24 protein-coding genes and 1 tRNA gene are annotated in these 23,651 nt (G+C 63.7%); 13 read left to right on the top strand and 12 right to left on the bottom strand.

Annotated features, from left to right (window positions below):
- The first annotated feature begins 16 nt into the window (after positions 1–16).
- Positions 17–868: a YihY/virulence factor BrkB family protein gene (locus LB545_RS22440; RefSeq protein WP_140500876.1), complete on the top strand. Its 852-nt coding sequence runs from the start codon at positions 17–19 to the stop codon at positions 866–868.
- A 105-nt stretch (positions 869–973) separates the two neighbouring features.
- Here the strand turns inward: LB545_RS22440 and LB545_RS22435 are convergent, their stop codons facing one another.
- Complete coding sequence (locus LB545_RS22435) at positions 974–1,870, bottom strand: DMT family transporter (RefSeq protein ID WP_140560188.1); 897 nt, start codon at positions 1,868–1,870, stop codon at positions 974–976.
- Positions 1,871–2,020: 150 nt separating this feature from the next.
- Positions 2,021–2,890 carry a tRNA glutamyl-Q(34) synthetase GluQRS gene (gene gluQRS, locus LB545_RS22430; protein ID WP_140625583.1) on the bottom strand — a complete coding sequence of 290 codons (870 nt, stop codon included), beginning with the start codon at positions 2,888–2,890 and terminating at the stop codon, positions 2,021–2,023.
- 74 nt (positions 2,891–2,964) lie between these two features.
- Between gluQRS and LB545_RS22425 the strand changes: the two genes are divergently transcribed.
- Both LB545_RS22425 and LB545_RS22420 read left to right on the top strand, forming a co-directional pair.
- Positions 2,965–3,606, top strand: coding sequence for a DNA-3-methyladenine glycosylase family protein (locus LB545_RS22425; RefSeq protein ID WP_140500879.1), 642 nt, complete (start codon positions 2,965–2,967; stop codon positions 3,604–3,606).
- Positions 3,607–3,736: 130 nt separating this feature from the next.
- Complete coding sequence (locus LB545_RS22420) at positions 3,737–4,294, top strand: HNH endonuclease (RefSeq protein WP_023677956.1); 558 nt, start codon at positions 3,737–3,739, stop codon at positions 4,292–4,294.
- Between the two features lie 364 nt (positions 4,295–4,658).
- On the opposite strand, the gene LB545_RS22415 is transcribed toward LB545_RS22420, so the two are convergent.
- Together LB545_RS22415 and LB545_RS22410 are read right to left on the bottom strand one after the other, a co-directional pair.
- Positions 4,659–5,177 (bottom strand): disulfide bond formation protein B, encoded by a 519-nt coding sequence (locus LB545_RS22415; protein ID WP_140500880.1) that lies wholly within the window; start codon positions 5,175–5,177, stop codon positions 4,659–4,661.
- 84 nt (positions 5,178–5,261) lie between these two features.
- Positions 5,262–5,849 carry a YqaA family protein gene (locus LB545_RS22410; RefSeq protein ID WP_140500881.1) on the bottom strand — a complete coding sequence of 196 codons (588 nt, stop codon included), beginning with the start codon at positions 5,847–5,849 and terminating at the stop codon, positions 5,262–5,264.
- 327 nt (positions 5,850–6,176) lie between these two features.
- Here LB545_RS22410 and LB545_RS22405 point away from each other — a divergent pair.
- Both LB545_RS22405 and LB545_RS22400 read left to right on the top strand, forming a co-directional pair.
- Positions 6,177–6,261, top strand: a tRNA-Leu gene (locus tag LB545_RS22405).
- 283 nt (positions 6,262–6,544) lie between these two features.
- A complete protein-coding gene (locus LB545_RS22400) occupies positions 6,545–6,754 on the top strand; it encodes a hypothetical protein (protein WP_140500898.1) in 210 nt (69 codons plus the stop codon).
- A 185-nt stretch (positions 6,755–6,939) separates the two neighbouring features.
- Here the strand turns inward: LB545_RS22400 and LB545_RS22395 are convergent, their stop codons facing one another.
- On the bottom strand, positions 6,940–7,143 hold the full coding sequence (locus tag LB545_RS22395) for a hypothetical protein (RefSeq protein WP_140500899.1): 204 nt from the start codon (positions 7,141–7,143) through the stop codon (positions 6,940–6,942).
- Positions 7,144–7,478: 335 nt separating this feature from the next.
- Between LB545_RS22395 and LB545_RS22390 the strand changes: the two genes are divergently transcribed.
- Positions 7,479–7,712, top strand: a complete 234-nt coding sequence (locus LB545_RS22390; protein ID WP_140625584.1) for a polymerase — start codon at positions 7,479–7,481, stop codon at positions 7,710–7,712.
- Positions 7,713–8,288: 576 nt separating this feature from the next.
- On the opposite strand, the gene LB545_RS22385 is transcribed toward LB545_RS22390, so the two are convergent.
- The 5 genes from LB545_RS22385 to LB545_RS22365 form a co-directional block, all read right to left on the bottom strand.
- On the bottom strand, positions 8,289–9,569 hold the full coding sequence (locus LB545_RS22385) for a GNAT family N-acetyltransferase (RefSeq protein WP_140525444.1): 1,281 nt from the start codon (positions 9,567–9,569) through the stop codon (positions 8,289–8,291).
- Entirely contained in the window at positions 9,569–10,969 is a 1,401-nt protein-coding gene (locus LB545_RS22380) for a lipopolysaccharide biosynthesis protein (RefSeq protein WP_140513849.1), read from the bottom strand. Before LB545_RS22380 ends, LB545_RS22385 begins: the two co-directional genes overlap by 1 nt.
- 176 nt (positions 10,970–11,145) lie before the next feature.
- The gene (locus LB545_RS22375) at positions 11,146–11,352 is read right to left on the bottom strand and encodes a DUF1127 domain-containing protein (RefSeq protein WP_140525446.1); all 207 of its coding nucleotides are present in this window, start codon (positions 11,350–11,352) and stop codon (positions 11,146–11,148) included.
- A gap of 58 nt (positions 11,353–11,410) precedes the next feature.
- Positions 11,411–11,908, bottom strand: coding sequence for a hypothetical protein (locus LB545_RS22370; protein ID WP_140584055.1), 498 nt, complete (start codon positions 11,906–11,908; stop codon positions 11,411–11,413).
- 421 nt (positions 11,909–12,329) lie between these two features.
- Entirely contained in the window at positions 12,330–12,602 is a 273-nt protein-coding gene (locus LB545_RS22365; RefSeq protein WP_140500909.1) for a DUF4242 domain-containing protein, read from the bottom strand.
- Positions 12,603–12,817: 215 nt separating this feature from the next.
- Between LB545_RS22365 and LB545_RS22360 the strand changes: the two genes are divergently transcribed.
- The gene (locus LB545_RS22360) at positions 12,818–15,403 is read left to right on the top strand and encodes a helix-turn-helix transcriptional regulator (RefSeq protein ID WP_140625594.1); all 2,586 of its coding nucleotides are present in this window, start codon (positions 12,818–12,820) and stop codon (positions 15,401–15,403) included.
- A 58-nt stretch (positions 15,404–15,461) separates the two neighbouring features.
- Here LB545_RS22360 and secA read toward each other — a convergent pair whose 3' ends face one another.
- Entirely contained in the window at positions 15,462–18,194 is a 2,733-nt protein-coding gene (secA, locus tag LB545_RS22355; RefSeq protein ID WP_140500910.1) for a preprotein translocase subunit SecA, read from the bottom strand.
- Positions 18,195–18,453: 259 nt separating this feature from the next.
- On the opposite strand from secA, the gene LB545_RS22350 reads away from it, so the two are divergent.
- Positions 18,454–19,380, top strand: a complete 927-nt coding sequence (locus LB545_RS22350; RefSeq protein WP_140729335.1) for a peptidylprolyl isomerase — start codon at positions 18,454–18,456, stop codon at positions 19,378–19,380.
- Positions 19,381–19,444: 64 nt separating this feature from the next.
- On the opposite strand, the gene LB545_RS22345 is transcribed toward LB545_RS22350, so the two are convergent.
- Entirely contained in the window at positions 19,445–20,044 is a 600-nt protein-coding gene (locus LB545_RS22345; protein WP_140729336.1) for a TetR/AcrR family transcriptional regulator, read from the bottom strand.
- A gap of 388 nt (positions 20,045–20,432) precedes the next feature.
- Between LB545_RS22345 and argJ the strand changes: the two genes are divergently transcribed.
- From argJ to LB545_RS22320, 5 genes are all read left to right on the top strand, one after another.
- On the top strand, positions 20,433–21,674 hold the full coding sequence (gene argJ, locus LB545_RS22340) for a bifunctional glutamate N-acetyltransferase/amino-acid acetyltransferase ArgJ (RefSeq protein ID WP_140565928.1): 1,242 nt from the start codon (positions 20,433–20,435) through the stop codon (positions 21,672–21,674).
- Between the two features lie 29 nt (positions 21,675–21,703).
- A complete protein-coding gene (locus LB545_RS22335; RefSeq protein WP_140500961.1) occupies positions 21,704–22,456 on the top strand; it encodes a GNAT family N-acetyltransferase in 753 nt (250 codons plus the stop codon).
- Between the two features lie 8 nt (positions 22,457–22,464).
- A complete protein-coding gene (locus tag LB545_RS22330) occupies positions 22,465–22,887 on the top strand; it encodes a (deoxy)nucleoside triphosphate pyrophosphohydrolase (protein WP_140500914.1) in 423 nt (140 codons plus the stop codon).
- Positions 22,888–23,032: 145 nt separating this feature from the next.
- The gene (locus LB545_RS22325) at positions 23,033–23,347 is read left to right on the top strand and encodes a hypothetical protein (RefSeq protein ID WP_224705866.1); all 315 of its coding nucleotides are present in this window, start codon (positions 23,033–23,035) and stop codon (positions 23,345–23,347) included.
- Between the two features lie 109 nt (positions 23,348–23,456).
- Positions 23,457–23,636 (top strand): Flp family type IVb pilin, encoded by a 180-nt coding sequence (locus tag LB545_RS22320; protein ID WP_140500916.1) that lies wholly within the window; start codon positions 23,457–23,459, stop codon positions 23,634–23,636.
- Positions 23,637–23,651: the final 15 nt, after the last annotated feature.

Below are 23,651 nucleotides of genomic sequence, written 5' to 3'. Positions count from 1 at the left end.
AAGGGGAGCGCGGTTCTTGTTGCGGAATATCGTCGCCCTGCGCCGCGTGCTCTACGACGCGATCGGTCATTTCAACACCGATGACGGCTGGGCGATGGCCAGCCATCTGGCAATCACCTCGCTGATGGCGTTGTTTCCGTTCCTGATCTTCGCCACCACGCTGGCGAGCTTCCTCGGCGCGCAAGCCTTCGCCGACACGGCCGTGCACCTGGTCTTTGACACCTGGCCGGAACAAATCGCCAAACCGATCGCGCGAGAGGTGCTGAACGTGCTCACCGTGCGACGATCGGATCTGCTCACCTACGGCGTGCTGCTGGCCGCCTATTTCGCCTCGAACGGCATCGAGGCGCTGCGCACCTCGCTCAACCGGGCCTATCGCGTCACCGAGACGCGCGGCATCATCTATCGCCGCGTGCAGAGCATCTTCTTCGTGCTGATCGCCACGGCAGGCTTCCTGGCGATCAGCGTGCTCCTGGTCTTCGCGCCATTGCTGGCGCGGCTGGCCGAGGCGCATTTCGAGTGGATAAAACCCTATACGGGCACCATCACGCTGTGGCGCTACGTCATCGCCTCGACCGTCATCGTCGGCGGTCTGTTTTCAGTGCATTACTGGCTGCCGGCCGGCAAGCGCCGTTTCGTCTCGCTGATCCCCGGCATCGTCTTCACGCTCGCCGCATGGCTGATCGGCTCGACCATTTTCGCCACCTATCTCGACCATTTCTCGTCCTATGTGACGACCTATGCCGGGCTTGCCTCGATCATGATCGCGGTGGTCTTTCTCTACATCGTGTCCGCGATCTTCATTCTCGGCGGCGAACTCAACGCAGCAATCAGCCGCTATCTCGAGGCACGCGCGCGGGTGGGATGACCGGCTGAATTGAAGAACTGGAGAATTGGAGAATTGGAGAATTGAAGAAGAAGCCCCCAGCGCCAGATGGCACCATTTTCCTCAATTCCTCAATTCCTCAATTCCTCAATTCCTCATTTCTACAATTCTTCCCTTGGTCTGCCGCGCCGTTGCCAGACCGACACCGAAGGTCGTGATCGCCATGCCGGCAATCTGAAGCGCGTTGAGCTGCTCGTCGAACAAGGCCCAGGCGATGACGGCCGTCACCGCCGGCACCAGATAGAACAGCGAAGCGACCTTCGACATCTCGCCGTCCCGGATCATCACCATCAGAAGGAAGATGGCGCCGATCGACAGCACCAGCACCAGCCAGACCATGGCGAAGATCAATTCGCCGTTGATGACAACCGTGTGGGTCTCGAAGGCCAGTGAAGCCAGGATCATCACCGAAGCGCCGCCGACATATTGCCACATGGTCGCGGCGACGAGGTCGCCGCCGGAAGCAAAACGCTTCTGCCATATCGTGCCGGCGCTCATGCCGAGCACCGAGACCAGCGAGGCGGTCAGCGTGGCTGACGTCACGCCGCCGCCGAGCGCGCCGAGCTTTGGCCAGAGCACGATGACGACGCCGGCCAGGCCGACCGCGAGGCCGGCCCAATGGCGCGGCAGGATCGCCTCGCCGAGAAACTTGCCGGCGAGCACCGCCGTGATCAGCGGCTGCAGGCCGACAATCAGCGCCGACAGCCCGGCGGGCATGCCCCTGTGGATAGCCCAGAAGACCGCGCCGAGATAGACGCCATGCATCAGAATGCCGGCCCCGGTGGCGTGCAATGCCTCTTCGCGGGAGGCTCTCTTGGAGCCAAGCACGACCACCAGGCCGGCGAACAACGCCGCCGCCAGGACGAAGCGCGCAGCCAGGAACGTAAACGGTTCGGCCCACGGCATGGCATAGCGGGCGCCGATGAAGCCGGTCGCCCACAGGACGACGAAAGTGGCGGGGATGAGCCGCTTGACGCTGTGCATTTTCCGGGGACCGCGCTTGACGAGAATTGAGCCGTGGCGAAGCTCTAGTCCGGTTCAAGCCGGCGCGCAAAACGAAACGATTGATCCATGCATCACCGGAATTCAACCGGCCGCCTTTTCCGCAAACTGCCTCTTCGGCCTTCGCCTGCATCAGAGACCGACCATCCGCCTGACATCGTGAGCCGACACGCCCGCTTCGCGCAAGACGGCAAGGCCGGTGTCCTTCAGGCTTTTCGACAGCTTGCGCCCGTCGGGTCCCAGGATCAGCCGGTGATGGAAATAGGCTGGCTGCGGCAGGCCAAGCAGTTCCTGAAGCAGCCGCTGCACCCCGGTGGCGGAATAAAGATCCTCGCCGCGCACGACATGGCTGACGCCCTGCAGCGCATCGTCGACGACGACGGCGAGATGATAGCTGGTCGGGATTTCGCGGCGCGCCACGATCACGTCGCCCCAATCGCGCGGGCGGGCCTCGACGACGCGCGTCGCGGAAAGCGATTCGTCTGAAAATTCGTTCCATGACAAATCCTTGCCGACGCGTGCCATCGCCGCATCGACATCCAGCCGCCAGGCGAAGGGAGCGCCCTCGGCAATGCGGCGCTGGCGTTCCTTCGCCGGCAGAGCCTTGTCGACGGCGGGATAGACCGGCACGCCGTCGGGATCGCGCGGCCAGTCGCGCTTTTCGCTCTCGGTGATGAAAGCCCGGATCTCGCTTCTGCTCATGAAGGCGGGATAGACAAGGTCCTCCCGGATCAGCCGGTCAAGCACCGTCTCATAACAGGCGAAGTGCTCGGATTGCCGTCGTACAGGCTGTTCCCAGGCAAGACCGAGCCATTTCAGGTCGGCAAAGATGCCCGCCTCGAATTCCGGCGAGCAGCGCGTGGTGTCGATATCCTCGATGCGCAGCAGCAGGCGGCCGCCGACCGCTCGCGCCAGTTTCTGGTTGAGCAGCGCCGAAAAGGCATGGCCGAGATGCAGTTCGCCATTGGGACTGGGCGCGAAACGGAATGTCAGGAGTGTCATCTCTTGAGCGGCAATCGGGTTGTGCGGCGGTTTTGCCAATTGCTACCGTGCGGCCGGTTCAGGAACAAGAAAGCATGCAACGTATCGCCACATTGGACGACATCGCCCGGGGGCTCGACGCGCTTTGCGCGATCGACCCAAGGCTGGAAAAGATCCGCGGCATGGCGGGCGAGGTGCCGCTACGGCTTTCCCAACCGGGATTCTTGAGCCTTGCCTCGATCATCGTCTCGCAGCAGGTGTCGCGCGCCAGCGCCGATGCGATCTTCGGCCGGCTGACGAAACTGGTCGACCCGCTGACGCCGCTGGCGATCCTTGCCGCCGGCGAGGACATGTTTCGCGAGGCGGGCCTGTCGCGACCCAAGCAACGCGGCCTCCTCGCCGCCGCCCAGGCGGTGGCGGACGGCCTCGATCTTCATCATTTGTGTTCGCTTGACGCCGGCGAGGCAATCACGACCATGACGGCGGTGCCCGGTATCGGTCCGTGGACGGCGCAGGTGTATCTGCTGTTCGCCGCAGGCCATCCCGACATCTTCCCGGCGCGCGATGTCGCGCTCCAGACCGCCGTCGGCCATGCGCTCGGCATCGACCCGCGTCCGCAGGAGAAAACACTGATCCAACTCGCCGAATCATGGAGCCCATGGAGAGGTGTCGCATCGCGGCTTTTCTGGTCCTATTATCGCGAATTGAAGGGCAGGGATGCCGCACCCCCGGCCTGAAAACGCGAAAAAGCATCAAAATCTCGTTTTTTTGTGCCTTCGGACGCGTGACAATCCGCTTCACATCCCTGTCATGTCGGGCTTACAGTATCCGCGCCATTCAGGTTAGAGAACCAAGGAGGCCAACGACGTGACGGTTGCCGTATCTCCGGATGGGCTTCCAGCGCTGGTGCTGAATGCGGATTACCGTCCGCTCAGCTATTACCCCCTGTCGCTCTGGTCGTGGCAGGACGCCATCAAGGCGGTGTTCCTCGAACGGGTGAACATCGTCGCCGAATACGAGCACGCGGTGTCCTCGCCGACCTTCTCGATGAAGCTGCCGAGCGTCGTCAGCCTGAAGGCCTATGTGAAGCCGTCGCGGCATCCAGCCTTCACACGCTTCAACGTCTTCCTGCGCGACCGCTTCCAGTGCCAGTATTGCGGCACGCCCGACGATCTGACCTTCGATCACGTCATCCCCCGCCATCGCGGGGGTGCTACGACGTGGGAGAATGTCGTCGCCGCCTGTTCGCCCTGCAATCTCAGGAAAGGTGGCATGATGCCGGCCCATGCCAAGATGTGGCCGTTGCAGAAGCCCTACCAGCCGACGGTGCACGACCTGCACAATAATGGCCGTCTGTTCCCGCCCAACCATCTGCATGAAAGCTGGATGGATTATCTGTACTGGGATGTCGAACTCGAACCCTGAGATCGTCCGAGAATTCGGGACGCTGGCCGTCTGAAGCGATTGTCTCCATGATAGTCTGACATACCCTGATATCGGACCAGCTCGGCCGCGCTCACTTATCAGCGGCTTCGCGTTTTGAGGACCGGCTTCCTCCACTCCGTCGCTGCTTCGCAGCGCCACCTCTCCCCCCTCCGGAGGGAGAGGAAAGGAGCCTGAGGCAATAGGTTCGCGCCATTCCTCTCCCCCGTCGATCGGGGGAGAGGTGGCTCGGCGGAGCCGAGACGGAGTGGGGGTCGACCTGGCTCGGACGTCGAAAGCCGCGCTATCCGACTCGGCCCGCCGGATTTCTGCTCGAACTCTTGTCGTGCCGTTCGGTTGAACGGACTCAGTCGCGCGAAAGCGCGCTGCGGAAGGCGATGGCCGCGAGGACAAGGCTGGCGATGGCGTTCCAGCCGGCGAGCGACAGGCCGAGAATGCGAAGCGCGGCCTTGTCGCAGGACGGGGGCACGAATTTGTCGAGCGCGTCGAGGACGCCTTTGCCGCCGGTGTCGACCGGGCCTCCGCCCGCGGTGCAATCGGCCGGGCCCTGCCACCAGGCCCACTCCACGCCGGCATGATAGATGCCGAGATAAAGGCCATAGAGCATCAGCAGGCCGCCGATGGCCAGCAAGCCGCGCACCACCCATGCCGGCGCGTGCAGCGCCGATGCAAGCAGCGCCAGCAGCATCAGCGGCACGCCGATATAGTAGGGCGTGCGCTGTTCCAGGCAGAGATGGCAAGGGATGTAGCCGCCAATGTACTGGAAGGCGAGCGCGGAGCCGACAGTGGCGGCCATGGCTACGGCAAGGAACAGGGCCGTCATGGTCCGCTGGCGTCCGGTGTTGGCAGTCATGGTCGCAGTCATGGGGTCTTTCGTCCGTTATGTTCGCCGCTCGCCCGGTCTTGTGGTCCATGTCGCCACGCCGCCGCGCGGTTTGGGCGACATGAATCAGAAGGCGTATTTGACCAGGATATAGAGCAAAATCAGGGCGGCTGCCGCCGCACCCGCGATCAGGCCGAGGCGCTTTTCGATGAACTCGCGGATCGGCTCGCCATAGCGGCGCAGCAGCCAGGCCAGGAGCAGGAAGCGCCCGCCGCGCGCCACGATTGCCAGCGCGATGAACAGCAAAAGATTGACGCCGATGACCCCCGAAAGGATCGTCACCACCTTGATCGGCGGCAGATGGGCGGCGCCCGAGGTGATCAGCATCAAGATGATGAAGCCGATGCCCGAAGAGACGCGCAGCGCCTCGAACTCGTCATACTTGCCGTAGAATTCGAGGATGGGCCGCGCCAGCGCGTCGTAGGCGTAGTGGCCGATGAACCAGCCGGCGATGCCGCCCAGCACGGAGGCGACGGTGGCGATCAGCGCATAGCGATAGGCGCGATCAGGCCGCGACAGTGCCATCGGCAGATAGAGCACGTCGGCCGGCACCAGGAACACGGAACTCTCGACGAAGGCGATGAAGGCCAGCCACCATTCGGCGGATTTGCGCGCCGCCAGCGACAAGGTCCAGTCGTACAGTCCGCGAAGCATCGGCTCTCCTAATGTCGTAAATGCCTACCGCACGGCGCCCACATGCACGGCGTGGCCGGCATAAGGGCAGGCAGAAAACCAGGGGCATGGATGAAACAGGTGCATGCGTGAAACCAAGACCCGAAGCGCGCCGCGTTCCTTCTTCCGGACGCCAGGCGCTTCGACACGACGCCTGTCTAGAAAGATTTTCCGCGCCGCACAATGGCAGTGCCCGCAGGAAACCGAAAGGGGCGGTTTGGTCGCGGCTCCGCAGGCTATCGGCAACAGGCCAGTTGACGAACAGGCCTCCAACCGTATAGTCCGCGCCATCCAGGCCGCCCGGCCTGAGCCCCTATGGCGGAATTGGTAGACGCGCTCGACTCAAAATCGAGTTCCGCAAGGAGTGCTGGTTCGATCCCGGCTAGGGGCACCATTTCAGTCGCCGCTTCGATACGTCTGCCGCTAATTCCCGATCGGCGTTTCGGCAAATGCGGATATGGTGTTCGAGTTTGTCGTGCGCCGTTTAAAGCCGATATCGCAAGAGCGACATCCGGGAGCGGCTCGGCAGGGTGCAGGACGGCCTGTCCAATGCGGTAGCCGCTTTCACGCTTCAGGACCTATGTTGGCCGCCTGACCGTTCCTCGGTGTGGATATATCAGGCCCTGAGATTGCCCCTTGCATCAGTTGTTGCTTATTTATCTGAAAGGGAGGAACTCATGCCGATTCGTCAGAAAGCTCAGGAGGCTGGCGTCTTCGATTCCTCCGAAGTGGCCCTGCTTGGCCGCGTGTTCGACAGGCTGAAGCTCGACGCCCGATCGGCCCAGCAACGCGAAGCGATTTCATCCCGCATAATCGCGAATTACATGGCCGGGATCAGGGACGAAGACGAATTGGTTTCGGCATCCAGACAGCCGCTGGGACGCTAGCGCAATTCTGGTGCAAGTCGGGTCAAAACGGTTTCATCGACGAGCTTCGGAATCCACGTGAAAACAAACGGTTAGGGTGAGCCGGCGGTTCCATCAATGCCGAACCGCGCCAATGGGTCGGCGTAGACACCGGCCATAGTCGCAAGAAACGCCACTCCTGCCGTCCCATCCGACGACATCTGGGTTCAACACGGAAATCCCGCGAAGCTGAATTCGGCGACCGTGCCGTCCTCCGATCTGGTGACCCGAACGAACAGCGCGCCTGGAATGCGGGGTTGCATCGGATGACCGGTTGCCCGTCTGGCAGCCCCTGCGGGACTTGAAGCCGCCACCTCGTGCGTGCCGATAATTCTCTCGCCCAGGATTTCCTCCACCTTGTAGCTGGTCATTTTCCCCGTTGGGCGACGATCTTGACTATCGACAGAAGGAGCCCGGCCTGCTTTTGGCGGTAGGTTCGGCACTTGGCGAGCAGGCCGGGCTGTGCTCCCGGCTGTCAGGTACCTTGGTGGAGGGCTTAGCCGGTGCGAAAGGCAGACTGTCTCCTTCTCCTCGGACCCGCAATTGGGACTGAAGTCCGAAGCATCGACGCATTGGTCCTAAACCCTGAACATAAGCCGCCGTTCCTCATTGGCGTGGAAGCCGTCGAGTAAAGTCCCTTCATCGACGGTCCTTGGACGCCCGCCGTTGCTGCGAGCGGCGGGTGTCCGACTTCGGGGAGAAAGACATGCAGCTTGGCGAGATCATCGCGAACACCTTCGCTGTCCTGCTGCTGATTTGTTTTCTCGCGATCGTGTGCTTCCTGTTTGGAAAGCCGCTGTGGCCGGACCACTATGCTCGCATGTCGATTATTCTCCCGGTCGACGCGATGACCACGGCTTCGGTGAGACGGACCGGCGCGCATCCTCACCTGCCGGACACTTTCGACATGGCGCTCGCTCGCCCAAGACCGTCCCCGTAGGGCTCCGTGGCGGGCTTTACGCGTCCAGGATTCTGGCGCCGGCAGCTTTCCCATTGGCGGCTCCCCCGCTGGTTCCGGCAGGTGGATTTCTCGCGTTCAGCGCCTGTTCCTCGCAATCCGCGCGCCACCGCCGAAAGCGCCGTGGAAGAAAGAGGACGAGTGGCTCAAGTTGGATCTGGTCGGCCGTTTCAAGTTCCTGAAGAGCAATGAAGATTAGCCTCATGCTCGCTGCCGGATTTCGTGAAGGCGGACCAAAGTCCCAGGGCCTGGTCCCAAAGGTCTTATGTTACCACTTAAGTTCCGTGAATGTCCTTTATATGTTCGAATGAATTAGCTAATTCTGATGTCCGCCACGAGGAAAAGCGCTGAAGAAAAACGGATGCGCCGCCGGCAAGCGACATGAATTATACCCAAAATCGTATCACCTTTGTCGCGCTTTGTTGAAAGATTGTGACTGTTGCTCAAGCAGGCGCTGGCGAATAAACGCTATCAATACAGTGACTGTTTATCCCATGAAGCAACCAAATGCTCAGGCTTGAAGCAAGCATCCACGCGCTCCAGAAGATGCGAGCGCGTCTATCGTCTCTTGAGCAGGCTCTTCATCCGGTTGCGCAGCAGGCGGGCCATGTTGCGGGTCTCCCGGTAGAGATGCAGTTGCGAGGCCGCCTGGCGGGCGAGACGGTCGGCGTCCGGCGTCAGGCCGATCACCAGCGTGCCCATCGGCTTGCGCTCGGTCCACAGCCTGCTCATCACCGGATGGTCGGGCACGGCACAGGAATCGGTCATCATGATGTTGGGGTCGTCGAGATGCTGCCTGGTCACCTCGATCATCAGCAGCGTGCCTGGTGAATAGCCGGCCAGAGTTTCGTCGTAGGCCGTCTTCCAGGTGTAGGCAACGCCGGCTTCGACGAAGACGATCAGGCACGCAATGGTGCGGCCGTCCAGCGTCAGCGAATGGATGCGGCACAGGTCCTGCTCGGCCAGCCTGTGCACGGCCTCGCGGGCGAAGGCGGCGCGGTAGCGGTCGATCGCCATGGCCGTGCGCTCGCGGCCCTTCCAGCCGGCCGCCTCCAGCGTCAGGAAGCTCTCGATGGCGTGACGGATCTCGTCGGGGCCGCGCGCCACGACATGTTCAAGCTTACCGAGGTCACCCAGCCGCCGCTTGAGGCGGCGGAACTCGCGATAATGGTGCGCGCGCAGCGAAGCCTTCAGATAGTCCTCGGCGTCGCGTTCGCTCTCGAGCAGCGGACGCTGGGCGTGACCGGTGGTGACCAACATCAGGCCACGCGTTTCGGCCACAGTGGCAACCAGGCTCGCCACCGCGCCGTCGAGCCTGATGTCGGGCAGGACGAACACTTTCGGCAGCTTCAGATGCGGGCGCGACAGCATGGAGAAGAAATCCTCGAGGACACCGACCGGATCGTCGCGGTCGACCAGCGGGGTGCCGAGCGGGCCGAACGGGCTCGACCATGTGCGCATGACCGGAACCCCGAGCGGCACCACCGGCCGCTCCACCGAGAACGGCACCAGAAGGCGTAGCCGGTTGCGGTATTCATCGCCGTCACGGATGACGGCCAGACGCACCTCGCGGTCTTCCAGCCGGGGCATTGCGGGCGCGAGGAAACGCGGGTTGAAGAAGACGTTGGGCTCGATGGTGCGGGCGCACAGATAATCCAGCTCCTCGACGAGGTCGAACCCGGCCGACGCCGGATAGATGGCCAGTTTCCGCTCGGGCCGGTTGTTGGCGAGGATCTCGATATGGGCCGGGTCGGTGTCGCGCCCCAGTCCGGCAAGGCCGGACACCATGGCGCCGGCGGGGCCGCCGCTGGTTTCCTCGAGCAAGGGGATGGCGGCCATCACGCGGCTCCTTTGGCTGGCACGAAGATCGCCATGACGATGCCGAGCTTGCGCCAGACCGTGAAGGACAGCGCGCCGGCCTCGAAGATCATGGCGAAGGCGGTGGCCATTGCGGCGCCCCACAGGCCGAAGAGCGGGATCAGCACCACGTTCAGGCCAATGTTGAAGGCCAGCGTCATGGCATAGACGGCGGCGCAGACATTCTGGTTGCCGCTCATGGTGAGCAGGCTTTCGCACGGGCCCACGGCGGCGCGCGCCACGACGCCGAAGACGAGCAGGAACAGAAGCGGATAACCCGATGTGAATTCGGGACCGAACAGCATCAGCATCGGTTTGCCAAGCGCCAGCACCAGCAGCGCCATGGCGAGCGATGGCCAGAAGGTCCACGACACCGTCTCGCGGGCGAAGGCGGCGAGCTTTTCCGGCTCGCCATGGGTGAACTGGGCATAGCGCTGAGCGACGCCTGCCTTGACGGCGAAGTAGACGAAATGCACCAGCGCCAGTGTCTTGACCGTGGCGAAATAGACGGCGACGTCGTTGGGGTCCATATAGGCGCCGACCATCAGCACGTCGGCATTGGTGAGCAGGAAAAAGAAGCTTTCGACCAAGAAGATCGGCAGCGAGACAATGAACCATTGTGCGAAATGCACCTTCATCGGCCCGGCCGGAATCTGCTTTTCCATGCGCCGGGTGACGCCGATAAGCTGGGCGAGCGTGGTGACGTAAGTGGCGGCGATCGAGGCGAAGATCGCGGTCTTCGCGTCGGGCGCGTAGCCGGCGAAAAGCATCAGCGCCATGAACAGCAGGATCAGCACGGGCCGTATCAGATAGGTCGGCGCCAGGGCGAACAGCGCCCAGCTGTTCGCCCTGGCTTGGCCCTGCAGCAGGTCCGACAGCGCTATCATCGGCAGGCAGATGACGCCGAGGATGAACGGCAGGACATAGTAGTTTTCAGTCCATGACGAAGCGAGCCACACGCCGAGCGCGCCGAGCCCGGCGATGACCGTCGAAGCGATCAGGACGAACAGGCGGCTGGCCACGACGATACCGCGCAACTCGTCGATGAGGCCGCGCTCGCGGTATTCGGGAATGAAGCGGATAACCGAGGTGTGGAAGCCGAGGCAGGCGAGATTGCCGACGATGACCATGGTCACCCAGACAAGGACGAAGATGCCGTATTCGAACGAGCCCATCCAGCGTGCCATCAACACCTGGCTGACGAAGGCGATGACGGCGCTGACGATGCGGATGGAAAAGGCAATGACCGACATGCGGCCGGCCTCGCCGCGCTCGTCGGCGGTGAACAGCACGGCGTCGACGCGGCCAAGCAACGGCTCCACGCGCAGCGCCAAACGCTGCGGCAAGAACCGCCCGGCTGTCGTGGCCGCGGAAAAGCGCACCCCGATTGTTCTCCGTTTTCCGCTTCTTTTCAGGCTTTGGTGTAGCGGAGACACCTTAAGAAAGGGTGGGTGGAAGAGGCATACACAATGGCAGAGAGGCCAGCGAGGACGACCGGTGTGGGTTCCATGCCGCAAGCAGGAGACAGGCGCTCTGTCGGTCCAACTCCCAGCCAAGCCTAAGAGCGGCGCGCTTCGCCGTGAGTTGCGACATAGTCGATCTCGGAACGGCTGATGCCGATGTCTTTCAGCATGAAATCGGGCATCGCCTCCAGGTGACGCCGCTCATGTCGGAGGCGCCGTCCGCGCGCCAGCCAAGCGAGGATGGCCATCAGCCGCCATGGTGGGGCGCGCAGCCTTGCCAGGAAGATAGCTATCTCGGGCATGGTTTCTCCTCGCGACGCGTAAAAGGCCTGCCGGCACTGTTCCGGCAGGCCGGTGCCGTCAGTCGGCCTTTTTCATGGCGTCGCATGAGACATTCGGGTTCATGTCGGCGAAGGCGCCGGTCGGGTTCTGCTTCCAGGCCCAGACATGAAGTTCGTAGAAGGGGCCGAGGCCGTAGCGGTTGGGAGCGCTGTCGAAGTTGAACAGCTGGCCTTCGAGCGACGCAGGACCCTTCGCGGTGATATATTCGACGGCCACCAGCTTCAGCTTGCCATCGGCCATCGGCTCGTACATCACGGCCTCCGGCTTGGCGAGGTCGACGGCATCGTCCTTGAGATAGGCGCCATTGACGTAGTGAATGCCCATGGCGCCGCCGGTGATGCCGCTGGCGCAGGGAATCGGCGCATAGCCCTCGGCGGTGGCCGCCGCGACATTCACGAAGCGGCCGTTGGCCGCCCGCACCTCGGCGGCCAGCCGATTGCCACTCTCCGCAGATGCGGCAGTGGCGGCGATCGCCATGATGGACAGCGCGGCAAGGCGCCAGAAATTGACGTTCATTTTATTCTCCATTGGTTGTTGGTGACGCGCAGGCGGCAGGACCGGCCTGTAAGGCCCTGCTGCTGCCATGCCTGCGCGTTGGATCGTCAGTTGCGGGACGGGTCCGATCCGTTCCTCTCTAGCCGGGCGGCGGTCTCATTGATGCCACCACCAATATTCCCAGTAGTCCCGCCGCATCTCGTGCTCCGGCAGGCCGACGTCCCGCCTTAAATAATCGTCTTGCGGTGGCAGGCGCCTGCGCCGGCTTCGCAACGGCGCGAGCAGCGCGGAGACAATCCGCGATGCGAGACCACGCCGGGAGGGTGCATGGTCGAACGCCACGACGGCGGCTGCCGTTTCGGGAGGAAACAGCACGGAAAGCCGACACCCATCGCTGCCCAGGACGATCTCACGCTCATTGTTCCATCCTTGGTCCATAGGGTCAGCGATAAAAGTAAGGGTCCAGGACCCTCACCTCCGTGATCTTGTCCACCGGTAGCGAATTCTTCTGCGCCGTGCTGCGGATCGCCTCCGGCGAGGGGGCGTCGTAGATGCAGAAACTCTTGTTCCTGTCGGGCGACACGAAGGAGTGCAGCCAGGTGACCCCCTTCTCGGCGTTGCGCATGATGATGCCGCCGAGCGCCGTCGCGCCGACGTCGTTCGTCGGCACGTTGAGCCCGTCGGGGAATGTCCGTTCGATCAGATAGCGAGGCATGGAGTGGCTTCCTTTTGTGACTGATTCACGCTCGAAATGAGCGCGGTTGGAGAAAAATCACGATCGTCGAAAGCGCACATCGGAGCCTTTCCCCATATTGCGCGGGACGATTCCCTATGTTTTCGACGTTTGGTCTGGGAGCCACACTGCGGATACCGAAGCGGGGGTATTTTGGAGAAGGGTCGAGGGACGACGATACTTATGGGCCAGTGACGATGCTTCTGGAACGGCAGGCACAACTCGATCAGTTGGAGGAACTGCTCGCGGAGGCCGCGCGCGGTCGCGGCCGCGTGGCGGCATTGCTGGGCGAGGCCGGCGCCGGCAAGACGGCACTCGTCGAGGCGTTCGTAACCCGTGCCGGGCAGCACGTTTCCATATTCCGCAGCGCTTGCGAGGACCTGTCGATTCCCGATCCGCTGGGACCGCTCTATGATCTGGCCCGGGACGCGCAGTGGGCACTGCCCCGGGCAATCGACGACCGCCAAGGTCAGCGGCTGCCCCTGTTTTCAGACGCTCTCGAGGTTTTCGAGGCGAGGTCTCGGCCGGGTTTGCTGGTCATCGAGGATATGCACTGGGCCGACGACGCGACCCTGGATTTCGTCCGTTTCCTGGGCCGGCGCATCACCAACACGCATATGCTGGTGCTGTTCACGGCACGCACCGACCGCAGCGAAGGGCAGATGCGTGCGCGCCGGGTGCTCGGCGAAATTCCAGCCGGCAACGTCCAGCGCATCGAAGTGCCACTGCTCAGCGAGGCGGCGGTGTTGTCGCTTGCCGAAGCAGCCAACCGCGACGGCAGCGCAATCTATCGCGCCACCGCGGGCAACGCCTTCTTCGTCACCGAATTGCTGGCTGCCGAAAGCGAGATGATCCCGCCGGCCAGCGTCCGCGACGCCGTGCTGGCGCGTGCCGAGCGCCTGTCGCAGGGAGCGCGCTCGATGCTCGACGCGGTGTCTGTGTTTCCACGCCGCGCCGATGCCTGGGCGCTGCGCGGCCTCTGTGGCGTCGCCAGCGCCGGCCAGCTGGCGGAATGTGTCTCGAATGGCTTGCTCGACGATCTCGGCGATGGCTACGCCTTCCGGCACGAGATCGCCCGTCGCGCCATCGAGATGGCGCTGACCTCGAGCCGTCGGCGCGAATTCAACCAACGCGCGCTTTCCGCACTGCAGGAAAACGCCGAGGTGACTACCGCAAGGCTTGTGCACCATGCGGTGGAGGCCCAGAATCTTGAGGCGGTGCGCGAGCTTGCCCCGCTCGCAGCGCGCGAGGCTTCCCGCGTCGGCGCGCATCGCGATGCCGCCGGCTACTACGAGGTCGCCTTGCGGCATGCCGACAGCCTGCCGATGAGCGACCGGGCGAGGCTTTACGAAGGATATGCGTTTGAATGCCATCTGATCGGCCGCATCGATGCGGCCATCGAGGCGCAGAGCCAGGCGCGCCGGCTACAGCAGGCGCTGGGCGACACGCTCAGGGAGGGCGACAGCCTCAGATGCCTGTCGCGCTTCGCCTATCTGGTGGGTGACCGCGAACAGGCGGACCTGTTCGGGGCCCAGGCAGTGGAACTGCTGGAACAGGCGCCTGCCAGTCCGGAGCTTGCCATGGCCTATTCCAATCTCTCGCAGCTGGCGATGCTGGCCGAGAAGCTCGATGAGACGCTGCTGCTTGGCGGCAAGGCAGTCGCTCTGGCCGAACGGTTGAACAAGCCGGAGATAATCTGCCACGCGCTCAACAATCTTGGTTCGGCCGAGCAGTGGCTTGACCTGGCCAAGGGCCGGCTGCACCTCGCCCGCAGCCTTGAAATCGCACTCGTGCAGAATTTCCAGGAGCACGCGGCACGCGGCTTCACCAATTGCGCCTGCGCCGAAATGAACCAGCTCGATCTTGTGCGCGCGCAATCCTTTCTCGACCGCGGCATTGCCTATTGCGTTGAGAACGACCTCGCGACCTGGCGCGACTATATGCGGGGCGTGCAGGCGCAGCTGCTTTTGCGACGCGGCCTTTGGGACGATGCGGCGGCCATGGCTCTCGACGTCATCGACGATGCTGCAACGACAGCCCTGGTGCGTTACCCATCCCTGGTCGCGCTGGCGAAACTGCGCATAAGGCGAGGCGATCCGGCTGGGCCGGTGCTGGAGGAAATGAAGCGGTTCCTGGACAGGGGAATGGAGCTGCAGCGGCTGGTGCCTTACACGGCGTCGATGGCCGAACTGGCATGGCTTGGGCAAGGCGACGCCAGTGAGGCGCTTCGCCTGATCGAGCTGGCAGAAAGCCTGTCGCCGACGAGGGCGATGTTCGCCGAACTGGCCGTCTGGCGGCTGCTCTTGTCGCCTGAAAGCGACCCTGGCGATACGACCGGCATGGCGGAGCCCTATCGCCTGCTGCTCGCCGGCGATTGGCACGGTGCCGCGACGCTGTGGGCCCGGCTGGGTGCTCCGTTCGAGCAGGCGCTCGCCCTGCTGCGCGGCGACGAGCCGGCCCTGCGCCTGGCCCTGGATATATTCGAGGGGCTCGGTGCCCGGCCGGTCGCCCAGCACGTCCGCGCCGTCATGCGGCAGAATGGCGTCAATAACATTGCAAGGGGACCGCGGCAGAGCACGCGCGCCAATCAAGCTGGCCTGACGCTGCGCCAGATGCAGGTCCTGCAACTGATCGAACGCGGTTTTTCCAACAAGAGAATAGCCGAGCACCTGACCATCTCACCGAAGACCGTCGATCATCATGTCTCGGCGGTGCTGGGCAAGCTGGACGCCATTTCGCGTGGCGAGGCGACCGCCGCCGCGCGCGATTCCGGGCTGATCTGAGCACGTAGGAATCTCGCCCGGATCAGAAATCCGGGAATGTGAGCCCTGCAGGTTTTCCTTACGCGAAAGCGCCGTGGCAGTGCTTGTATTTCTTGCCGGAGCCGCAGGGGCACGCTTCGTTGCGGCCGACCTTGCCCCAGGTGGCGGGGTTGTTGGGGTCGCGGTCTTCGGGGGCGACGATGGCGTTGCTTTCCTGGCGCACCAGAAGGGCGGTTTCGCCGCCTTCGAAATCGTTCTCGCCGGTGGTACCGTCAATATGCGTGCCGAACATGTCGGGGGCTTCCGGCGGCGGGGCCTCGGCAGCCTGGCGGACCAGTTCGACGCGCATCAGCTGCGCGGTGACGGCCTGGCGCAGATTGCCCAGCATCGCCTGGAACAGCTCGAACGCCTCGCTCTTGTATTCCTGCAAAGGATCGCGCTGGGCGTAGCCGCGGAAGCCGACAACCGAACGCAGATGGTCGAGATTAACGATGTGCTCGCGCCACAGATGGTCGAGCGTCTGCAGCACCACGGAGCGCTCGACATAGGTCATCACCTCGGGCCCGAAGCGCTCGGCGCGCTCCTTGGCGGCGGCGTCGGCGGCTTGCGTGATGCGCTCGCGAATGTCGTCCTCGGCGATGCCTTCTTCCTTGACCCATTCCTCAATCGGCAGGTCGAGATTGAGGAACTCGGCGACCTCGGCCTTCAACCCGGCGACATCCCACTGCTCGGCATAGGCGTTCTCGGGAATGGCCTTGGCGACGATCTCGTCGATAACGCCTTCGCGCATCTCGGCAATGGTCTCCGACAGGCCTTCGCCGTCCATCAGCTCGATGCGCTGTTCGAACACGACCTTGCGCTGGTCGTTGGAAACGTCGTCATATTTCAGAAGATTCTTGCGGATGTCGAAGTTGCGCGCCTCGACCTTCTTCTGCGCCTTTTCCAGCGCCTTGTTGATCCAGGGATGGATGATGGCCTCGTCTTCCTTGAGGCCGAGCTTCTGCAACATGCCGTCCATGCGCTCGGAGCCGAAGATGCGCATCAGATCGTCCTGCAGCGACAGGAAGAATTTCGAGCGGCCGGGGTCGCCCTGGCGGCCGGAGCGGCCACGAAGCTGGTTGTCGATGCGGCGTGATTCATGGCGCTCGGTGGCGAGCACGTAGAGGCCGCCGGCGGCCAGCGCCTTTTCCTTCAGGCGCTCGACGTCGGCATAGATTTCCTTTTCCCGCGCCTCGCGCTCGGGCCCTTCGGGCATGTCGCCCAGTTCCTCGGCGATGCGCATCTCGGCATTGCCGCCGAGCTTGATGTCGGTGCCGCGGCCGGCCATGTTGGTGGCGATGGTGATGGCGCCGGGCTTGCCCGCCTGGGCGACGATCGCCGCCTCGCGCTCGTGATGGCGGGCGTTCAGCACCTCGAAATCCTTAAAACCTTCCTTGCGCAGCCGCTCGGCCAGTTGCTCGGACTTCTCGATCGAGGTGGTGCCGACCAGCGTCGGCTGGCCCTTGGCGCTGGCTTCGCGGATCTCCTTGACGATCGCCTTGTATTTCTCCTCGACCGTCCGGTAGACCTCGTCGTCCTCATCCTTGCGGATGACCGGCAGGTTGGTCGGGATCTCGGTGACTTCGAGGCCGTAGATGTTGCCGAATTCCTCGGCCTCGGTCAGCGCGGTGCCGGTCATGCCGGAAAGCTTCTTGTAGAGGCGGAAATAGTTCTGGAAGGTAACGGAGGCGAGCGTCTGGTTCTCCGGCTGGATTGCCACATGCTCCTTGGCTTCAAGCGCCTGGTGCAGGCCTTCCGAATAGCGGCGGCCGGGCATCATGCGGCCGGTGAACTCGTCGATGATGACGATCTCGCCGTTGCGCACGATATAGTCCTTGTCGCGCTGGAACAGGCGGTGCGCCTTCAGCGCATTGTTGACGTGATGGACGATGGCGACGTTCTCGACGTCATAGAGCGACTCGCCCTTGAGCAGGCCGGCGTCGCGCAGCAGGTTCTCGAGCTTCTCGGTGCCTTCCTCGGTGAAGATGGAGGTCTTCTGCTTCTCGTCGATCTCATAATCCTGCGGCTGCAGCTGGATGATGAAAGTGTCGATGGTGTTGTACATTTCCGAACGGTCCTCGAGCGGACCGGAAATGATCAGCGGCGTGCGCGCTTCATCGACCAGGATGGAATCGACTTCGTCGACGATCGCGTAGTTGTGACCACGCTGTACCATCTGGGCGCGCTCGTACTTCATGTTGTCGCGCAGATAGTCGAAGCCGAGTTCGTTGTTGGTGGCATAGGTGACGTCGGCGGCGTAGGCGACGCGGCGCTCCTCGTCGGACAGGCCATGGACGATGACGCCGACCGAGAGGCCGAGGAACTTATAGACGCGGCCCATCCATTCGGAGTCGCGGGTGGCGAGATAATCGTTGACGGTGACGACGTGGACGCCATTGCCGGCCAGTGCATTGAGATAGACGGGCAAGGTCGCGACCAGCGTCTTGCCCTCACCGGTGCGCATCTCGGCGATGCCGCCATTGTGCAGCACCATGCCGCCGATCAGCTGGACGTCGAAGGGGCGCATGCCGAGCACGCGGCGCGCCGCCTCGCGGGCGGTGGCGAAGGCCGGGATCAGCAGGTCCTCGAGGCTGGCGCCGTTGGCGATGTCTTGGCGGAACTTTTCCGTGCGGCCGGCGAGCTCTGCATCGGAGAGCGCCCGCATCTCGTTTTCCATGGCATTGATCGCCTCGACACGGGGCCGGGTCGACTTGACCCTGCGGTCGTTGGAGGAGCCGAAAACCTTACGGGCGAGACCGCCGAGACTGACCATCCAATGGTCCTTTCGATAGAATTCTCAAACTGAGACGAGCGCCGGCCGGCCCCATCAAATCCACGTGAATGCGCCGCCTGTATGCGGGCAACGCAAAAAGCGCCCGGAAAACGGTTCTGGACGCAAAGTCGTTGGACAGATAAGAGGGGGCTCAACTGATGTCAACGCCGCGCTGGCCCTGCCGGTCGCGCCAAATTCGGCCACAATCTGGCTGATCTGGAAGCCTCCTGTCCTTCACATCCTCATCGGAGTCATCTTAATGTCCCTGTTGTTCCGCCGTGCGTCGCTCGCCAGCCTCGGCCTGGCCGTCGGCCTGTCGGCTCTTTGCCTGTCGCCGCTGATGGCGCAGGAAACCGCACCAGCCCAGCCGGCACCACCAGCGGCACCGGCCGCACCGGCGGCACCGGTCGATCCGAATACAGTGGTTGCCACCGTCAACGGCCAACCCCTCACCGAAGCAGATCTCGTGCTTGCCGAAGGCGAGCTGTCGCAGCAGTTCGCGCAACTCCCGGCCGAGCAACGCCGCGCCGCGGCGCTTTCGGCCGCAATCGAGATCCGCGTCATGGCCGCCCAGGCCGTCTCGACCGGTCTCGACAAGGATCCCGATTTCCAGCGCCGCATGGCCTTCCTGCAGCAGCGCGCGCTGCATGGCGAGATGGTCGAGAAAGGCGTCGTCGACAAGGTCACCGACGCCGAGATCCGCGCCCGCTACGACCAGGAGATCGCCAACACGCCGCCGGTCAACGAGGTGCATGCCCGTCACATCCTCGTGAAGACGAAGGAAGAGGCCGAAGCGATCATCAAGCAACTCGACGGCGGCGCCGATTTCCAGAAGCTCGCCAACGAGCACACCTCGGATCCGAGCGGCAAGACCAGTGGCGGCGATCTCGGCTGGTTCGGACCTGGCCAGATGGTGCCGGAATTCGACAAGGCCGCTTTCGCGCTCGAGGTCGGCAAATACACCGAGCAGCCGGTGCAGTCGCAGTTCGGCTGGCATGTGATCAAGCTCGATGACAAGCGCACCAAGCAGCCGCCGGCCTTCGACGACGTCAAGGACCAGGCCAAGCAGGCGGTCATCCGCGACAAGTATTTCGCGCTGGTCAAGTCGCTGCGCGCCGATGCCAAGGTCGAAATTCCCGACGCCAATTTGAAGAAGGCCGTCGATACGCTGGAAAGCGCCAAGTAAACCAGAACGGTCTCGAAAAAGGGGCGCGGTGGCCAAAGGGCGCTGCGCCCTTTTTTGCGTCAGTTCAGCCGTCGGGCCCCTCTATGCCTCGCAGGAGATAGCGGACCACCTTGCGTATCGTCGCCTCGTCTTCGTCGAGCCGGTTGGTCAGGAGCTGCCGCCACGCATAGGAGGCCACCAGGTCGGCGGCCACAGCCGGATCGACATCGGCCGCGACCTCGCCCCTTGCCTTGGCGCGCTCGATGATCTGGCCGGTGTGGGCCCGGCGCCCGCCGGTATAGCCGGCAAGGGCCGTGGCCGCCGTTTCGTCCGACTGCGCCTCGGCGATCAGCGACCTGAACACGCTGCCCGACGACGTCTCGCGCCAGTGCGCGAACAGGTTTTTGAGGAAGCCGACGAGATCCTCTTCCAGTCTTCCCGTATCGGGAACATCGACGCGTTTCTGGCGCTGGTAGACCTCCAGCAGCAGCGAGGCCTTGCTCGGCCACCAGCGATAGATGGTCGGCTTTCCGGCACGCGCCCGCCGCGCCACGGCCTCGATCGAGAAGCCGGCATAGCCGGCCTCGACCAACACCGCCTCGGCGGCATCGAGAATGGCTTCCGCGCTGTCGGGATTGCGCCGCGCACCGATGGATTTACGCGCCGTATCCGTCTCTTCGGCCATCCTGTCGCCCTCGCCGTCGGTTTAGGCCGGCAATATAAGTGATCCGGCGATGAAACGAAACGGCCCGTTCTTGGCGGCTGAGGCAGGAGAGATTTTGCCTGCCATGTCCCCCCGCACGATGCGCAGGCCGCCATCGGTGCTGACCAACTCTGCCCGCGCTCCCGCGCCGAGTCGCAACGGCTCCCAGAAATACCAGGGCCAGGGTCAGAAGCTGCCCTCGGGAGAGATCGCAACCTGGGCGGGGCGGTGCCAGCGAACTGCAACGGAGCCGGCTGCGAACCGGTCAAGGCCAATTCCGGTTCTCACGCCGCCACCAAAACGCCTTGCGCGGGCGCGCCGTATCGGGCAAACCGGCGTTTCTCCGCCGATTTTTCCCGTCCGAGGTTCCATGTCCACGACGATTTCGCCGCTCGCGCCGAAGAAATACCCCAAGATGCCTGAGATCGAGGGGGTGCGCATCGCCACCGCCGAAGCGGGGATAAAATACAAGAACCGCACCGATCTCCTGGCCATGGTCTTCGAGCCCGGCACGGCGGTCGCCGGCGTGTTCACAAAGTCGAAATGCCCCTCGGCGCCAGTCGATTTCTGCCGGCAGAACCTTGCCGCGGGCAAGGCCCGGGTGCTCGTCGTCAATTCCGGCAACGCCAACGCCTTCACCGGCAAGAAGGGCCGGGACTCCACCGCGCTGACGGGCGAAGCGGCAGCCAAGGCTGCCGGCTGCACGCCAGGCGAGGTGTTCCTGGCCTCGACCGGCGTCATCGGCGAGCCGCTTGACACAACCAAGTTCAGCCATCTGCTGGCTGGTCTGGTCAGCAACGGCAAGCCCGACCTGTGGACCGAGGCGGCCAAAGCCATCATGACCACGGACACTTATCCGAAGGTGGCGACGCAGACCGTCAAGCTCGGTGACACCGATGTCACCATCAACGGTATTTCCAAGGGCGCCGGCATGATCGCACCCGACATGGCCACGATGCTGTCCTTTGTCGCCACCGATGCGCCGATCGCCGCCCCCGTGCTGCAGGATCTGCTGTCGCGCGGCACGGCCAAGACCTTCAACGCGGTGACCGTCGACAGCGACACCTCCACCAGCGACACGCTGCTGCTCTTCGCCACCGGAAAGGCCGCCAAACGCGGCGCGCCGGAGGTAACCGACCCCAAGGATGCCCGTCTGGGGGCGTTCCGCCGTGCGCTCGGCAAAGTGCTGAAGTCGCTGGCGCTGCAAGTGGTGCGCGACGGTGAGGGCGCCCGCAAGCAGGTCGAAGTCACCGTTACCGGCGCGAAATCGGCGCGCTCGGCCAAGCGCATCGCGCTCTCGATCGCCAATTCGCCGCTGGTCAAGACCGCGGTCGCCGGCGAGGACGCCAATTGGGGCCGCGTCGTCATGGCCGTCGGCAAGGCCGGCGAGCCGGCTGACCGCGACCGCCTGTCGATCTGGTTCGGCGACAACAGGCTGGCGCATGAGGGCGAGCGCGATCCGGCCTATTCGGAGGAAGCGACCTCGGCGTATATGAAGCGCGACGACATCCGCATCCGCGCCGATATCGGCATCGGCCGCGGCAAGGCGACGGTGTGGACCTGCGACCTCACCAAGGAATACGTCGCCATCAATGGCGACTACCGGAGCTGACGGACTTGGTTTCCAAACATCCGGCCAGCATGCTGGCGACAGTGCGCCGCTATGAGGCGGCCGGGTTCCGCGCCTGGCCCGCGGCGGCAGTCCATTATGACGGCACCTGGGTGGTGCGGCTGACGGCCGGACATCCGGCCAAGCGGCTGAATTCGGTCAATCCGCTCGATCCCGGCGACACCCAGCACATCGCCGACCGCATCGGCCGCGCCAGCCGCCGTTTCGATGCCTATGGCCGTCCGCTGACCTTCCGCATGTCGCCGTTATCGGGGCCGGATCTGGCCAGCCATCTCGACCGCGAGGGTTGGAGTCGGTTCGACGAATCGCTGGTGATGCGGCTGCCGCTGGCGGATGCGCAACTCGACGCCGCCATGGACCAGATCCCGTTGAAGGACATCAGCCGCTTCATCGGCGCGTCGCTCAAGGTCAGCGGCTCGGACGCGTCGCTGCGGCCAGGCCTGTCGGAGATCATCGGCGCCATCCAGCCCGAGGCCGGGCTGTTCGCGCTCGAGGCTGGAGCGGAACCACTGGCGACGCTGATCTGCGTCCATGACGGCGATCTCGCCGGCCTGTTCGAGGTCGCCACCGACAAGTCGGCACGCAACAAGGGCCACGGCCGCAACCTGATCCTGTCGGCGCTGAAATGGGCGCGGCTGCGCGGCGCGCGGGAAGCCTGGCTGCAGGTCGAGGCCGGCAATGTGCCGGCGCTGGCGCTCTATCATTCTCTCGGCTTCGACGAGGTCTATCGCTACCACTACCGCCGGCCGCCTGTTCATGGGTGAAATCGGGCATGAATGATGTGACGATCGCCGGCAAGCGCCTGCTCCTGGTCGCCGCCTGCGCCCTGGTCGACGCCGACGGGCGCGTGCTCCTGGCGCAGCGGCCCGAGGGCAAGCAGCTTGCCGGGCTCTGGGAGTTTCCCGGCGGCAAGGTCGAGCCCGGCGAGACGCCGGAGCAATGCCTTATCCGCGAGCTCTATGAGGAGATCGGCATCGAGACCGAGATCCCGTGCCTGGCACCGCTCACCTTCGCCAGTCATAGCTACGACGATTTCCATCTTTTGATGCCGCTTTTCATCTGCCGCCGCTTTCGCGGCATCGCCCAGCCGAAGGAGGGGCAGGCGCTGAAATGGGTGCGGCCCAGGCAGATGCGCGACTACCCGATGCCGCCGGCCGACGCTCCGCTGATCCCGTTCCTGATCGACCTCCTGTAGGCGAACAGAACCGCTAGCGGCCTGTGGCTGAGCGGAGCTGCGGGGCGCATAAACCAGCATTAATGGAAGATTTATCTCATCATGAAAAATTGATGCAAGGCTGCCTCGTCGCGGCCGTGCCGGCGATTTTCTGGGGAGCGACAGCATGAGCCTAGACAGGGATTGGGATTCGATCCGGCCCGACCGCAGTTTTCGCGCCGCGGATGCGGGCATGGGCGTGCTGCGCGTCACGCTGCTGTTCGGGTCGGCCGCGGTGGCGCTGGCCCTGATCGCAACGCCCTTCCTCGAGAGCCAGACGCGCTCGCAATCGGCTCGGAATTTTGCCAGCGGTCTCGACATGACTGCCACTGGTTCGATCACTGGTCGCGATACCTATACGGTGCGCCGCAGCGTGCTTCAGCCGCAGCCCGATTCGGTCTGCATCATCCGATCCGACGGCCGGACCAGCGGCGACTGCTGATCGGGTCCAAGACATTTTCAGAGGCGGCGGTTTCATCGCCTATTAAGCCTGTGCCGTTAACCTTTCTTAACAGGTCGGCGGTATGGTTCCGGCAAGAGGGATCGACGTGATGAAAACAGTGCTGCTGCGTTTCCTGAACGATGAAAAGGGCGCCACGGCCGTCGAATACGGCTTGATCGTCGCCGTACTGTCGCTGACGATCGTCGGCGGCATCAGCCAGGTCTTCAACGCGATCACCTGGCTGTTCAGCGACAATGGCAGCAGGCTTGCCAACGCTTTCGCACCCTGATCTGGCTGTCCGCGT

Origin of the sequence: Mesorhizobium sp. BR1-1-6 (assembly GCF_020165355.1) — a bacterium.
GTDB lineage: Bacteria > Pseudomonadota > Alphaproteobacteria > Rhizobiales > Rhizobiaceae > Mesorhizobium.
This window is presented reverse-complemented; position numbering and strand designations above follow the sequence as displayed.